The sequence below is a fragment of the Burkholderia sp. MSMB1826 genome, assembly GCF_001526325.1.
Classification (GTDB): Bacteria; Pseudomonadota; Gammaproteobacteria; order Burkholderiales; family Burkholderiaceae; genus Burkholderia.
Genome location: NZ_LOYN01000022.1, coordinates 371,562 through 384,502 on the forward strand (window position 1 = coordinate 371,562; position 12,941 = coordinate 384,502).

12 protein-coding genes and 1 tRNA gene are annotated in these 12,941 nt (G+C 66.6%); 3 read left to right on the forward strand and 10 right to left on the reverse strand.

What is annotated here, in order from left to right; translation table 11 throughout:
- Nucleotides 1–99: 99 nt before the first annotated feature.
- The gene (locus WS95_RS13985) at nt 100–1,656 is read left to right on the forward strand and encodes a chloride channel protein (protein WP_034206668.1); all 1,557 of its coding nucleotides are present in this window, start codon (nt 100–102) and stop codon (nt 1,654–1,656) included.
- 116 nt (nt 1,657–1,772) lie between these two features.
- Here WS95_RS13985 and WS95_RS13990 read toward each other — a convergent pair whose 3' ends face one another.
- The 5 genes from WS95_RS13990 to WS95_RS14010 form a co-directional block, all read right to left on the reverse strand.
- Complete coding sequence (locus WS95_RS13990) at nt 1,773–2,174, reverse strand: YXWGXW repeat-containing protein (RefSeq protein ID WP_059824279.1); 402 nt, start codon at nt 2,172–2,174, stop codon at nt 1,773–1,775.
- A 160-nt stretch (nt 2,175–2,334) separates the two neighbouring features.
- Entirely contained in the window at nt 2,335–2,589 is a 255-nt protein-coding gene (minE, locus tag WS95_RS13995) for a cell division topological specificity factor MinE (RefSeq protein WP_006476634.1), read from the reverse strand.
- A 12-nt stretch (nt 2,590–2,601) separates the two neighbouring features.
- Nucleotides 2,602–3,417: a septum site-determining protein MinD gene (gene minD, locus WS95_RS14000; protein WP_006476635.1), complete on the reverse strand. Its 816-nt coding sequence runs from the start codon at nt 3,415–3,417 to the stop codon at nt 2,602–2,604.
- Nucleotides 3,418–3,476: 59 nt separating this feature from the next.
- A complete protein-coding gene (minC, locus tag WS95_RS14005; RefSeq protein ID WP_059499921.1) occupies nt 3,477–4,262 on the reverse strand; it encodes a septum site-determining protein MinC in 786 nt (261 codons plus the stop codon).
- A gap of 169 nt (nt 4,263–4,431) precedes the next feature.
- The gene (locus WS95_RS14010) at nt 4,432–5,055 is read right to left on the reverse strand and encodes a GNAT family N-acetyltransferase (RefSeq protein ID WP_257127820.1); all 624 of its coding nucleotides are present in this window, start codon (nt 5,053–5,055) and stop codon (nt 4,432–4,434) included.
- 545 nt (nt 5,056–5,600) lie between these two features.
- On the opposite strand from WS95_RS14010, the gene WS95_RS14015 reads away from it, so the two are divergent.
- Nucleotides 5,601–6,761: an alkane 1-monooxygenase gene (locus tag WS95_RS14015; protein ID WP_059824281.1), complete on the forward strand. Its 1,161-nt coding sequence runs from the start codon at nt 5,601–5,603 to the stop codon at nt 6,759–6,761.
- A gap of 66 nt (nt 6,762–6,827) precedes the next feature.
- Here WS95_RS14015 and WS95_RS14020 read toward each other — a convergent pair whose 3' ends face one another.
- The 3 genes from WS95_RS14020 to serS form a co-directional block, all read right to left on the reverse strand.
- Nucleotides 6,828–8,363: a methyl-accepting chemotaxis protein gene (locus tag WS95_RS14020; protein WP_059779580.1), complete on the reverse strand. Its 1,536-nt coding sequence runs from the start codon at nt 8,361–8,363 to the stop codon at nt 6,828–6,830.
- Nucleotides 8,364–8,633: 270 nt separating this feature from the next.
- A tRNA-Ser gene (locus WS95_RS14025) sits at nt 8,634–8,724 on the reverse strand.
- 117 nt (nt 8,725–8,841) lie between these two features.
- Nucleotides 8,842–10,143 carry a serine--tRNA ligase gene (serS, locus tag WS95_RS14030; protein WP_034206662.1) on the reverse strand — a complete coding sequence of 434 codons (1,302 nt, stop codon included), beginning with the start codon at nt 10,141–10,143 and terminating at the stop codon, nt 8,842–8,844.
- Between the two features lie 247 nt (nt 10,144–10,390).
- Between serS and WS95_RS14035 the strand changes: the two genes are divergently transcribed.
- Complete coding sequence (locus tag WS95_RS14035; protein ID WP_059499917.1) at nt 10,391–10,663, forward strand: DUF2164 domain-containing protein; 273 nt, start codon at nt 10,391–10,393, stop codon at nt 10,661–10,663.
- A gap of 43 nt (nt 10,664–10,706) precedes the next feature.
- On the opposite strand, the gene WS95_RS14040 is transcribed toward WS95_RS14035, so the two are convergent.
- Nucleotides 10,707–12,017 (reverse strand): replication-associated recombination protein A, encoded by a 1,311-nt coding sequence (locus tag WS95_RS14040; protein WP_034206660.1) that lies wholly within the window; start codon nt 12,015–12,017, stop codon nt 10,707–10,709.
- 232 nt (nt 12,018–12,249) lie between these two features.
- Nucleotides 12,250–12,939, reverse strand: a complete 690-nt coding sequence (gene lolA / locus WS95_RS14045) for an outer membrane lipoprotein chaperone LolA (protein ID WP_034206659.1) — start codon at nt 12,937–12,939, stop codon at nt 12,250–12,252.
- Between the last annotated feature and the right edge of the window lie 2 nt (nt 12,940–12,941).

Genomic DNA, 12,941 nt, shown 5'->3' on the forward strand with positions numbered 1-12,941 from the left:
ATCTCCTTTGTGAATTTTTGTCGCGCCTCGCAGGCGTTTGTCGCCCCCGCTGGCATCGGGTTCTTTTTATAATTCACTCTTTGCCTCCGGCCCGAGCCAATGCCGCGCCCCGCCCTTCCCTCGCTGTTCCCCGCCCTCACCCGCCGCTCGCTGCGAATCTGGCGTCAATACGGTGTTTTCTGGCTCGGCGCGATCGTCGTCGGCCTCGCCGCCGTACTGTACGCCCGGTTGATCGACTGGGGCTACGAGACTTTCCGCACGATGCGCGATCACGCCGTCTGGCTGCCGCTGCTGCTGACGCCGGCGATCGCCGCGATGTCGGTATGGATCACGCGCCGTTTCTTCCGCGGCGCCGAGGGCAGCGGCATCCCGCAGGTGATCGCGACGCTGCATGCGCGCCCGAGCGCATTCGGCGCCCGGCTGCTGACGCTGCGCATCCTGTTCGGCAAGGTGCTGATCTCGCTCCTCGGTATCCTCGGCGGCTTCACGATCGGCCGCGAAGGGCCGACGGTGCAGGTCGGCGCAGCGCTGATGTTCAACCTGCGGCGCTTCTACCCGCGCTCGAACGCGCAGATCGAACGCCAGCTGGTGCTGGCCGGCGCGGCGGCCGGGCTGTCGGCCGCGTTCAATACGCCGCTCGCCGGGATCGTGTTCGCGATCGAGGAGCTGACCCGCAGCTTCTCCGCGCGCGCCAGCGGCGTACTGATCACCGCGATCATCCTCGCCGGCGTCGTCGCGCTCGGCCTGAACGGCAACTACACGTATTTCGGCACGATCGACACCGGTCTCCATTTCCCGAAGCTGCTGGCGGTCGCGGTGCTGGTCACCGCGATCGTGACGGGCATCGCGGGCGGGCTGTTCTGCTGGCTGCTGCTCAATACGGGGCGCTGGCTGCCCGCGCAACTGCTGAGCCTGTATCGCGAGCGGCCGGTCGCGTTCGCCGCACTGTGCGGCTTCGCGATCGCCGTCGTGGGCCTCGTATCGGGCGGCACGACGTTCGGCAGCGGCTACGCCGAGGCGCGCGGCCTGCTCGACGGCAGCCAGCAGTTGTCGGTGTTCTATCCGTTCCTGAAGATGGTGTCGATGGTCGCGTCGTACCTGCCGGGCATTCCGGGCGGGATCTTCGCGCCGTCGCTGTCGATCGGCGCCGGCTTCGGCAATCTGCTGCATGCCGTGTTCACCCACATGAGCCTGCCGATGCTGATCGCGCTCGCGATGGTCGGTTATCTGGCCGCCGTCACGCAGTCGCCGATCACGTCGTTCGTGATCGTGATGGAAATGATCAACGGTCATGCGCTGGTGATTTCGCTGATGGCGACCGCACTGGTATCGAGCCGGGTCTCGCGCTTTTTCGCGCCGCCGCTCTACGAAACGCTCGCGCAGCGCTATCTCGCGCCGCCGGTCGCGGCGGCCGCGCCGGCTGCGGCAACCGCAGCGGCCGCTGCGAGCAACGTGACCGACGTGACCGAACCCCAGGACGCAAACGCCGCCCCCGCCGATCCGCTCGACACGCTGCGCGACGAAGGCGGCAACGAGCCGGCCACCGCAGCAGCAGCCGACAGGGCTGCGCATGCACCGGCGCCGCACGATGACGGGCCGGCTGCGACCGACGCAAACGGTTCGGCGCAGCGGCACGGCCCGCGCGACGCTCAGTAGATCACGACGGGCGCCGGCCGGTAGTAGACCGGCCGCGCCGGCACGACGATGCATCCGGCCAGCGTGATCGCGACGAGCACGATGGCGATTGCGGTTCTTTTCATCGCGCGCCTCCGTCAAGCCCAGTGGCCGCGCGTCCAGAACCAGTTCGGGCCGCGCTGGTCCCAATGCCCCGGCACCCATTGCATGCCCACGCGCTCGGCTTCCCAGTGGCCGCCGATCCATACGTAGCGGCCATGATCCCAGTGCCAGTGCCCGCGCTCCCACACGTAGCCCACGCGCGTGGCCGGTACGACCTCGTAGCGCACGGGCGGCGGCGCATTCGGCGCGACGACGACGACTTCCTCGGTGCGCACGGCGACCGGCTCCGCGATGACCATGCGCCCCTGCGGCGCGATCACGGGCGCACCGACGAGAATCTCGTCCGCCTGCGCGGCAAGCGGTGCGACGACGGCTGACAGGCCCGCGGCGAACAGCGCGAGCGAAACGATACGACGTGAAACGGTAGAAACGGCCATCACAACCTCCGGGTTGAACAAGTGACGCGAGCGTATTCGTTCAATGCGGGAGGGTCGATTGCGGCCGACAGGCGCCGTGTTACGGCGTGCCCGAAAGTGCAACAGGGCGTAAGACGCGCACGGCGGCGGGCGCCGCCGTGCGGAAGGACACGCGCAAGCGTCAGGCTTGCGGGATCTCGATCTTCACTTCGAGGACTTCGAGATCGTCCTGGCGCTCGAGGCTCACGCGAATGTCATCGTCGGAAATATGAACGTACTTCGAGATGACCGCGACGAGCTCTTTCTGCAGCGCCGGCAGATAATCGGCCGGCGGCCGGCCGCCGACGCGCTCGTGCGCGATGATGAGCTGCAGGCGCTCCTTCGCGACCGATGCGGACTTCTTCTTCTCGCCGAGGAGAAACGAAAGGATGGACATGGGCGGCCTCCGTTACTTGCTGCCGAAGAGGCGCTGCAGCAGGCCCGGCTTCTGGTAATCGGTGAAGCGCAGCGGCTTGTCCTCGCCGAGAAAGCGCGCGACGACGTCCTTGTACGCTTCCGCGACGTCGGTGCCGTCGATGTGCACGGCCGGCAGACCCTGGTTCGATGCGTGCAGCACGGCCTCCGACTCGGGCACCACGCCGATCAGCTTGATGCGCAGGATCTCGCTGATGTCCTCGAGCGACAGCATCTCGCCCTCGCTCACGCGCTTCGGGCTGTAACGCGTGATCAGCAGGTGTTCCTTGATCGGCTCCTTGCCTTCGGTCGCGCGCTTCGTCTTCGACGACAGGATGCCGAGAATGCGATCCGAGTCGCGTACCGACGACACTTCCGGGTTCGTGACGATCAGCGCTTCGTCCGCGAAGTACATCGCGTGCAGCGCGCCCGCCTCGATACCGGCCGGCGAATCGCAGACGATGTATTCGAAATCCATCGCGACGAGGTCGTTCAGCACCTTCTCGACGCCGTCGCGCGTCAGCGCATCCTTGTCGCGCGTCTGCGACGCCGGCAGGATGAACAGGTTCTCGCACTTCTTGTCCTTGATCAGCGCCTGGTTCAGGTTCGCTTCGCCCTGGATCACGTTCACGAGGTCGTACACGACGCGACGCTCGCAGCCCATGATGAGATCGAGGTTGCGCAGGCCGACGTCGAAGTCGATCACGGCCGTCTTGTGGCCGCGCAGCGCGAGGCCCGACGCGAAGCTCGCGCTCGTCGTCGTCTTGCCCACGCCGCCCTTGCCCGAGGTCACCACGATGATTTTTGCCATTTACCCAATACCCTGTGTTCGTCAATGAGAGCCGATCGATCCGGAGCGCACCGCGTGAATCACGTCAGGCGCAGCGGTTCGATCATCAGTTTTTCCTCTTCGAGCCGGATCTGCACCGATTTGCCCAGTACGTCGGCGGGCAGCGGGTTCTCGGTCGTTCGATAGATACCCGCGATCGAAATCAGTTCCGGTTCGAGACACGTGCAGAAAATGCGCGCGTCGTGATTGCCGTGCACGCCCGCGAGCGCGCGGCCGCGCAACGGCGCGTAGATGTGGATATTGCCTTCCGCGATGATTTCCGCGCCGTGACTGACCGGCGCGAGCACCACGAGGTCTCCTTTCGCGTAAATCTGCTGCCCCGAACGCAGCGGCCGGTCGATCACCAGCGTCTGGCCGCCGGCCTGCGAGAGCGTCGGCGCGGGCTCCGACGACTGTTCGGGCGCCGCTGCGGTTGCCGCAGCGGCGGCGGTCTCGGCGGCTGGCACGGCCGCCGGTTCCGCTTCGTCGGCAGGTTTCGCGGCCGGCGCGCGGCGATCGCGCGCCTCCAGCAACGGCAGGCCGGCTTCCCCCGCCCAGCCCTGCGTTGCCAGTGCGACGACGCCCACCGGACGCATCCGCACGTCGTTCAGCATCTGCCGGATGTCCGCGAGCGCGACGCGTTCGCCGTCAGCCAGGCGGCGGACGTCGATCGCGACGACATCGTCGGCGAAAAACTCGGGAGTCGCTTCGAAGCGCTTGACCAGTTCGGTACGCAACGCATCGAGATCGGTCGTCTTCACGGTGAACAGCAACGTATCGACCGATCCGCTGCGCAGCTCGAAGAATGGCGATTTTTTAAGCGACATGGACACTCTGCAAAAATTTTTTGCGTATTTTACAGGCGTCCACGCGTGCGGCCATTATTTTTGGGACGAGGCGTGGCGGCGAGCCGGGCGGACGCGCCACCGGCCAGCGGGCGGGCCGGTGGGCGACCGGGCTGTCATCGCGCCACGCGGTGGCCTTTTTGAGGTCGCGTCAGTGCTTCACCTGCGACACGAACAGCGATTTCATCGCGCCGGGCATCCGTGCGATCGGCGCGTGTTCGCCGGTGTTGCCGAAGCCGGCACGCTCGTAGAAGCGGATCGCGTTGCGGTTCGCATCGGCGATCCACGCGTAGACGTCGGTGGCGCCGCGCTCGGCGAGCCATGCGGTGGCCGTCTCCAGCAGCAGCACGCCGCCGCGCAGGTGACGCACCGCATGCGCGACCCACAATTCGCTGACGAACGCGCGCCGCTCGGGGGTGTTGTCGAAATACGCGCCGATCATGCCGGCCGGGTGGCCTTCGGTGTACAGCAGGAAAGTCGTCGACTCGTCGGACACGGCGCGCTGCGCGGCAATCGCCGACGCCTCGTCCGTTTCGACGGTCAGCAATTCGGCCTCCGGCGCTTCGCCGGGTGCGTAGGGCTCACGCAGCGACGCGGCGCGGAGTTCGCGATACACGCCGCCCTGATCGGCAGCGATACGACGAACGGTCAAGGTCGAACTCATGCAGGCACAGCCCCCTTCGGACAGCAAGCTAGTAGCTTCAACCGAAAGCGGGGCATGAGTCAAATCGTAATTTTCAAATGGCGGCGCGGATCGAAAGGCGGCAGACGTCATCCGCGGCAATATGCGCCGCTCGGTGTGCAGGTGCAGCATCGGCGCAAGCCGGCCGATGGCGCGTGCGATCTCGCGATCCGACGCTTCGCGTCGTTCTCCTTGCGACGCGCGGTCGTCCGGTTGCGAGCCGCGTTGGGTCGCATTGCCGCGACCGTAATGCTACGTAATATAAGCGAACGAAAAGCCCGCTGCGCCCCTCCTTCGCCGACTTCCGTATTGCAACGCAACATTTGTTGTAACCGCGTCGTACCGGCCGGTGCGTGCCGCCCGCGGAGTCATTCATCCGACGAACACATCGCCGCCGCGGGCCGATCCGCCGTCGTCGGCATGTTTCAATCGGCGCGCGTCGGGCCCTCCCCGGCGCACGTCGCACGCACCCCGTCGTTTGGAGCGACACGCCTAGCGTCGGAGTTTGGCAAGCGCGCGCACCGGTCGTATAACAGGCAGAACCGGACGGCGATCCGGCGGCTGCCGCGCGCGTCGCGGCCCACGAGGATTCGAACGATGTTGCGGCCGCCCGCGGGTCGGCCGACTGGAGGGAGACAATGGCAATGACCGACGGACCGGCTTCGGGCTGGTCGGATGGCAAGCGTTACCTGTGGCTGCTCGGCGCGTTGACGATCACGCTGCCGATCCTCGCCGCGCAGCTCGCGCTGTCGACGGGCCTTCATGTGTTCTGGTGGTTCGGCCCGCTGTTCGCGTTCGGCGTGATCCCGATCCTCGACACGCTGATCGGCGACGATCGCGACAATCCGCCCGAAGTCGTCGTGCCCCATCTCGAACGCGAGCGCTATTACCGGTACATCGTCTATCTCGCGACTTTCGTCGAATACGTCGCGTTCTTCATGTGCGTGCGGATCGTCGGCACGCATGCGCTCGCGTGGTACGACTACGTCGGCTTCGCGCTGTCGCTCGGCGCCGCGACGGGCATCTCGATCAATACCGCGCACGAGCTCGGACACAAGACCGACCGCTTCGAACGCTGGCTCGCGAAGATCACGCTCGCGCCGGTTGCTTACGGCCACTTCTACGTCGAGCACAATCGCGGCCATCACGTGCGCGTCGCGACGGCCGAGGATCCGGCGAGCGCGCGCTACGGCGAGTCGTTCTGGGCATTCCTGCCGCGCACGGTGACCGGCAGCATCCGCTCCGCGTGGCGGCTCGAAAAGGCCCGCCTCGAACGGCTCGGGCATTCGCCGTGGACCTGGCGCAACGAAGTGCTGCACGCGTGGGCGATGACCGCGGTCGTGTGGGGCATCGCAATCGCGATAGCCGGCAAGATCGCGATCCCGTTCCTCGTGATCCAGGCCGTCTACGGCGCGTCGCTGCTCGAAGTCGTGAACTACGTCGAACACTACGGGCTCGGTCGTCGCAAACTGCCGAGCGGCCGCTACGAACGCTGCACGCCGCAGCATTCGTGGAACAGCAATCACGTCGTCACGAACCTGTTCCTGTACCAGTTGCAGCGACACGCCGACCATCACGCGAATCCGACGCGCTCGTACCAGGCGCTGCGCCACTTCGACGATGCGCCGCAGTTGCCGGCCGGCTACGCGACGATGATCCTGCTCGCGTACGTACCGCCGCTCTGGTATCGCGTGATGAACCCGCGCGTGGTCGCGCACTATCGCGGCGACATGGCGCACTCGAACATCAAGCCGTCGATCCGCGACAGGGTGCTGGCGCAGTATCCGGCGGCGGCGTGATGCTCGGCGAGGGCCGGCGAAAGGCGGCGCGCATGGCGCGCCGCGGCCGGCGCGAGCGCCCTGCCGTCACGCCATCTCCGGCAGCCTGAACACGGCCACCGCGTGCCGCAGTGCGCTCGCCTGCTCGGCCAGTGCGTGAGTCGCGGCCGCGGCCTGCTCGACGAGCGCCGCGTTGCGCTGGGTCGCCTCGTCCATCTGCGTGACCGCGACGTTCACCTGATCGATGCCGCCGCTCTGCTCTTGCGACGCGGACGAGATTTCCCCGACGATCGTCGTGACGCGCTGCACTGCGTCCACGATCTCGTGAATCGATTCCCCCGCACGGCCGATCAGCACGGCACCCTCGTCGACCCGCCGAGTCGATTGTTCGATGAGTCCCTTGATCTCCTTCGCGGCCGACGCGCTGCGCTGCGCGAGCGTGCGCACCTCCGCCGCGACGACGGCGAAGCCGCGCCCCTGCTCGCCGGCGCGCGCGGCTTCGACCGCAGCGTTCAGCGCAAGGATGTTGGTCTGGAAGGCGATGCCGTCGATCACCGCGATGATTTCGCCGACTTTCGTCGCGCTATCGGCAATGCCGTTCATCGTGTGGACGGCGTCCGTCATCACGCCGCCGCCGGTCGACGCGATGTTCGATGCATCGTGCGCCAGTTGCGCCGCATGTTGCGCGTGCTCGGCCGACTGACGCACGATGCCGGTCAACTGCGCCATGCTCGCGGCTGTCTCCTCGAGCGACGCGGCCTGCGATTCGGTCCGCGACGACAGGTCGTGATTGCCGGAGGCGATCTGCGCGCTCGCGGTTGCGACGGCCTCGGCATGCGTGCGCACTTCGAGCACGACGCGAGACAGGCTGGTCTGCATCGTCTGCAATGCCCGCAGCAGATGGGCGATCTCGTCTCGGCCGCTCGCATCGACGTCGCGGGTCAGGTCGCCGCCGGCGACGGCCTGGGCACACGCCACTGCGCGATCGAGCGGGCGCAGGATCGCGCGACTGAACAGGAACGCCCCGACCATCGCGACGCCGAGCACAATCAGCATCAGCACGAGGCTCACGGCGGTCGCCCGCTGCGCGTCGCGGCTCGCCTTCGCCGACACGGCGGCACTCTCGGCGGCGATCGTCCGTGCCGCCCGCTCAAGCAGCGCAGCGGGCTCGCGGTCGACGCCCGCGACGGCGGCGTCGCCGGCCGACGGGTCGAAACCGGCTGCCTTGAACGCGTCGAAGCCACGCCGGTAGCCGTCACCCATCGTCGCGTGCTCGCGCATGAACTGCTCGACGAGCGAGCGGCTCTCGCCGGCCGGCAACCGCCGGACGAGCTGCGCGGCGAGCGAATCGACCGCGCGTTCGCGCGTCTGGAATGCCTGCCAGTAGCGCTCGAGCTTCTCGGGCTGCTTGCCGCGCAACAGCGTGTCCTTCCATTCCTGCACCTGCAGCTTGAATTGCACGAGCGAGGCCGACACGAGCCGTTCGTTGCCGACGTTCGTCTGCACGTCTTCGGCAAACGTATCGATCGACCGGTTGAGGATGTGGATGCCATATAGCGCGCCGCAGAACATCAGTGACAGCGCGACGGCAAATGCGAGAGGAATCTTGTAGCTCAGCTTCATGGAACCTTGAGTCGACGTGGAACGATGGCGGGCGGCATGGGTGCCGGCCGCGGTACCGTGTTAACGGCGCGGACATCGAAGGTTTAAAGCTGAGGAAAGCGGTGAAGGCCGGGTACCGCGCGGACCGGTCAGGTCGAACGGCGCGTACGGTGCCGTGGCGCGACTGTCCCGCGGCGTCATCCAGCGGCGCACGATGACGAGCTACACATTGCACCGGCGACCAAAAACGAAAAACCCCTTGATCCTTCCGGATCAAGGGGCTTCGTATTTTGGCGGAGAGGGTGGGATTCGAACCCACGGTACGGGGAAACCGTACGCCTGATTTCGAGTCAGGTACATTCGACCACTCTGCCACCTCTCCTTCCTTACTGCATTTCGCGGTTGGTCGTTTCCGCGAAAGAAAAGATTATAAAACGATCTTTTCTTGGCTGACAAGCCCCTTCTGCAAATTTTTTTGCGGGGCTTCGGAAGGCCCGCGTTACGACGCCTGTGCCGGCGCGTCGATGCGCTCCATGCCGCCCATGTACGGACGCAGCACTTCCGGCACCGTGACCGAGCCGTCCGCGTTCTGGTAGTTCTCCAGCACCGCGACGAGCGTGCGGCCGACCGCCAGGCCCGAACCGTTCAGCGTGTGCACGAGCTCCGGCTTGCCTTGCGCGTTGCGGAACCGCGCCTGCATCCGGCGCGCCTGGAACGCCTCGGTATTCGAGCAGCTCGATATCTCGCGATAGGTGTTCTGCGCGGGCAGCCACACCTCGAGGTCGAACGTCTTCGCGGCCGAAAAGCCCATGTCGCCCGTGCACAGCGTGATCACGCGGTACGGCAGGCCGAGCTTCTGCAGGATCGCCTCCGCGTGGCCGACCATCTCGTCGAGCGCCGCGTACGACGTTTCCGGCGCGACGACCTGCACCATCTCGACCTTGTCGAACTGGTGCTGACGGATCATCCCGCGCGTGTCGCGGCCGTACGAACCGGCTTCCGAGCGGAAGCACGGGGAATGCGCGGTGAGCTTGATCGGCAGCGCGGATGCGTCGACGATCGACTCGCGCACGGTGTTCGTCAGCGAAATCTCGGACGTGGAGATCAGGTATTGCGTGACCGTGTTTTCCGCGCCGCCCTTCTCGACGCGGAACATGTCGTCCGCGAACTTCGGCAACTGGCCCGTGCCGTACAGGATCTCGGGATTCACGATGTACGGCGTATACGTTTCGGTATAGCCGTGCTGCTGCGTGTGCGTGTCGATCATGAACTGCGCGAGCGCGCGGTGCAGGCGCGCGATCGGGCCGCGCAGCATCGTGAAGCGCGCGCCGGCGAGCTTCGCGCCGGTCTCGAAATCGAGACCGAGCGGCGTGCCGACGTCGACGTGATCCTTCACCTCGAAGTCGAACTGGCGCGGCGTACCCCAGCGGCGCACCTCGACGTTGTCGGCTTCGTCCTTGCCGACCGGCACGCTTTCGTGCGCGACGTTCGGCATGCCCAGCATCAGGTCGGACAGGCGCGCCTGGATCTCGCCGAGCTTGGCTTCCGACGCCTTCATGTCGTCGCCGATCCCGCCGACCTCGGCCATCACGGCCGACGTGTCCTCGCCCTTCCCCTTCATCGCACCGATCTGCTTCGACAGGCTGTTGCGGCGCGCCTGAAGCTCTTCGGTGTGGGTCTGGATCGCGCGGCGTTCCGCCTCGAGGGCGGAGAACGCGGCGACGTCGAGGGTGTAGCCGCGATCGGCGAGGCGCTTGGCGACGCCGTCGAGGTCTTTGCGCAGCAACTGGATGTCGAGCATGGGAGGACTTGGAAAAATCGTTGTGTAAGACGGGAATTCTAACGCACCCCGCGGCCGCCACGGCATTGGCCGGACGGACGATGCCGCAAATGGGCGGCCATGGCAGTATCGCATTGGCGGTCGGCCGCACCAGTGGCCGGCGAATGGCCGCGCGCCTCGCGATGACGGATCGCGACACGCCCGCGCCGGCGCATGGCAACCGAATCAGGCGAAGCGCCGGCTTCGCGTCACAGCCCCAAGGAATCCGATGACCATCGAACTCGACAAGGATCTACGCGACCGCGCGATCGCGTCGCTGCAACGTTATTTCACAGAAAACATGGACGAGCCGATCGGCAACATCCAGGCCGGCGCGCTGCTGCATTTCTTCGTCCAGGAAATCGCGCCGGCGATCTACAACCTCGCGATCGCCGACGCGCAGGAACGCCTGCATGCGCGGGTCGCCGAACTCGACATCGAATGCCACGAAGAGCCGTTCGAATACTGGAAGAAACAGCCGCCGGGCCGCAACAAGCGCTGACGCCTCCGCGGCGGCGCAGGCCGGAGCGGCCCGCGCGGCGCCGTCAGTCCTTCTTGCCGGCCTCGCGATCGAGCTCGCGCAGCCATGCAAGCTTGTCGGCGATCTTCGATTCGAGCCCGCGCGGCACCGGTTGATACCAGCGCGGCTCGCGCATCCCGTCCGGCAGGTACGTCTCGCCGGCCGCGTACGCGTTCGGTTCGTCGTGCGCGTAGCGATAAGCGTGACCGTAGCCGAGCTCCTTCATCAGCTTGGTCGGCGCGTTGCGCAGGTGCACGGGCACCTCGCGCGACTTGTCCTGCTTCACGAACGCCATCGCCTGGTTGAACGCGTTGTAGCCGGCGTTGCTCTTCGCCGCGCACGCGAGATAGATCACGGCCTGCCCGAGCGCGAGCTCGCCTTCCGGCGAGCCGAGCCGCTCGTAGGTTTCGGCGGCGTCGTTCGCCACCTGCAACGCACGCGGATCGGCCAGGCCGATGTCTTCCCATGCCATCCGCACGATGCGCCGCGCGAGATACTTCGGATCCGCGCCGCCGTCGAGCATCCGGCAGAACCAGTACAGCGCGCCGTCCGGGCTCGAGCCGCGCACCGACTTGTGCAGCGCCGAAATCTGGTCGTAGAAGTTGTCGCCGCCCTTGTCGAAGCGCCGTGCGTTCAGCGTCATCGCGCTGCCGACGAAATCCGCATCGATCGTCGCCACCCCGGCCGACGCCGCCGCCGTCTGCGCCTGTTCGAGCAGGTTCAGGAAGCGGCGCGCGTCGCCGTCCGCGTAGCCGACCAGCGTATCGATCGCCTTGTCGTCGAACGCGAGGCCGTCGAGCGCGATGTCCTGCGCCCGCTTCAGCAACTGGCGCATCTCGTCGTCGTTCAGCGACTTCAGCACGTACACCTGCGCACGCGACAGCAACGCCGAATTGACCTCGAAACTCGGGTTTTCGGTCGTCGCGCCGATGAAGGTCACGAGGCCCGACTCGACGAACGGCAGCAGCGCATCCTGCTGCCCCTTGTTGAAACGGTGGATCTCGTCGACGAACAGGATCGTGTGGCGCCCGGTGCGGTTCAGCGTGTCCTTCGCCTGCTCCATCGACTCGCGGATGTCCTTCACGCCGCCGAGCACCGCGGACAGCGCGATGAACTCGCAGTCGAACGCGAGCGCGGTGAGCCGCGCGAGCGTCGTCTTGCCGACGCCGGGCGGCCCCCACAGGATCATCGAATGCGGCTTGCCCGATTCGAACGCGAGCCGCAGCGGCTTGCCTTCGCCCAGCAAATGCGTCTGGCCGATCACCTCGGCGAGCGTTTTCGGCCGCAGCGCCTCGGCGAGCGGCCGGCGCGGCTCGACTTGAAACAGGTCGGACATGAACCCTCGCTCCAGATCAAACGATGGCGGCCGAACCGGCCGCCGGACCTGACATTATGACAGCCGCGCGACCATGCCGCCGCGCGTGGTGGGCAGTGATGGCGCCTGGCGCCGGTACTCCGTACCCGCACAGAGTACGGACGCCATGCGCCGCGCCCGGTAACCGCGCCTGAAAACAACACGGGCCTGCCGTCGCCGGCAGGCCCGTGTCGGGAAAACGACGCAACGAACGTCAGCCGTTGATCACGTCCGCGCCCTTCGGCACGACGAACTTGAATGTATCGCCCTTCAGCGGCGGGTTCGTCTGGATGTTCGTGAAGGTCAGCAGCGTCACGTTGCCGAACACGTCGTGCAACTCCATCGCGGCGAGCGTGCCGTTGCGGAAGCCGATGCCGATCCGCTGGAACTGCGTGTCCTGCGCCTTCGGCAGCATCTCGAGCCACTCGATGCCGCCCTTCTCGCCGGCGTCGCGCAGCGTGTAGTTCTTGTCGAGATCGTTGCTGCCGAACAGGATCGCGGCCGGGCTCGCGCCCAGCGCGCCGTTCAGCTTGCGCTCGGTGACCTGGTTCAGGTCGCGGTCGTACACGTACAGCTTGTCGCCGTCGGCCTGCAGCACCTGCTGGTACGGCTTCTGATACGTCCAGATGAATTTGCCCGGACGCGAGAACACGAACGTGCCGCTCGAATTGTCGGTGGGCTTCGGCGCGGCCTGCGCGGCGCTCGCGCCCTTGGCCGGCGCCTTGACGATCTGCTGCGTGAAATCGCCCTTGGCCGAACGCACCTGCGACACGAAGGCCTTCAGTTGCTCGGTGCCGCCCGCGAACGCGTGCGTCGCCGCGAGCATCAGCGAGGCGCCGGCGAGCGCCGCACCGAGCCAGCGCCGCGTCGAACGAAGAGACATGGCGAACGAATGTTGCTGCATAT

What these genes read in the sequence shown, in the direction of transcription:
- WS95_RS13985 (WP_034206668.1), top strand. Translation starts at nt 100, where the DNA reads ATGCCGCGCCCCGCCCTTCCCTCGCTGTTCCCCGCCCTCACCCGCCGC.
- WS95_RS13990 (WP_059824279.1), bottom strand. Translation starts at nt 2,174, where the DNA reads ATGGCCGTTTCTACCGTTTCACGTCGTATCGTTTCGCTCGCGCTGTTC.
- minE (WP_006476634.1), bottom strand. Translation starts at nt 2,589, where the DNA reads ATGTCCATCCTTTCGTTTCTCCTCGGCGAGAAGAAGAAGTCCGCATCG.
- minD (WP_006476635.1), bottom strand. Translation starts at nt 3,417, where the DNA reads ATGGCAAAAATCATCGTGGTGACCTCGGGCAAGGGCGGCGTGGGCAAG.
- minC (WP_059499921.1), bottom strand. Translation starts at nt 4,262, where the DNA reads ATGTCGCTTAAAAAATCGCCATTCTTCGAGCTGCGCAGCGGATCGGTC.
- WS95_RS14010 (WP_257127820.1), bottom strand. Translation starts at nt 5,055, where the DNA reads ATGACGTCTGCCGCCTTTCGATCCGCGCCGCCATTTGAAAATTACGAT.
- WS95_RS14015 (WP_059824281.1), top strand. Translation starts at nt 5,601, where the DNA reads ATGGCAATGACCGACGGACCGGCTTCGGGCTGGTCGGATGGCAAGCGT.
- WS95_RS14020 (WP_059779580.1), bottom strand. Translation starts at nt 8,363, where the DNA reads ATGAAGCTGAGCTACAAGATTCCTCTCGCATTTGCCGTCGCGCTGTCA.
- serS (WP_034206662.1), bottom strand. Translation starts at nt 10,143, where the DNA reads ATGCTCGACATCCAGTTGCTGCGCAAAGACCTCGACGGCGTCGCCAAG.
- WS95_RS14035 (WP_059499917.1), top strand. Translation starts at nt 10,391, where the DNA reads ATGACCATCGAACTCGACAAGGATCTACGCGACCGCGCGATCGCGTCG.
- WS95_RS14040 (WP_034206660.1), bottom strand. Translation starts at nt 12,017, where the DNA reads ATGTCCGACCTGTTTCAAGTCGAGCCGCGCCGGCCGCTCGCCGAGGCG.
- lolA (WP_034206659.1), bottom strand. Translation starts at nt 12,939, where the DNA reads ATGCAGCAACATTCGTTCGCCATGTCTCTTCGTTCGACGCGGCGCTGG.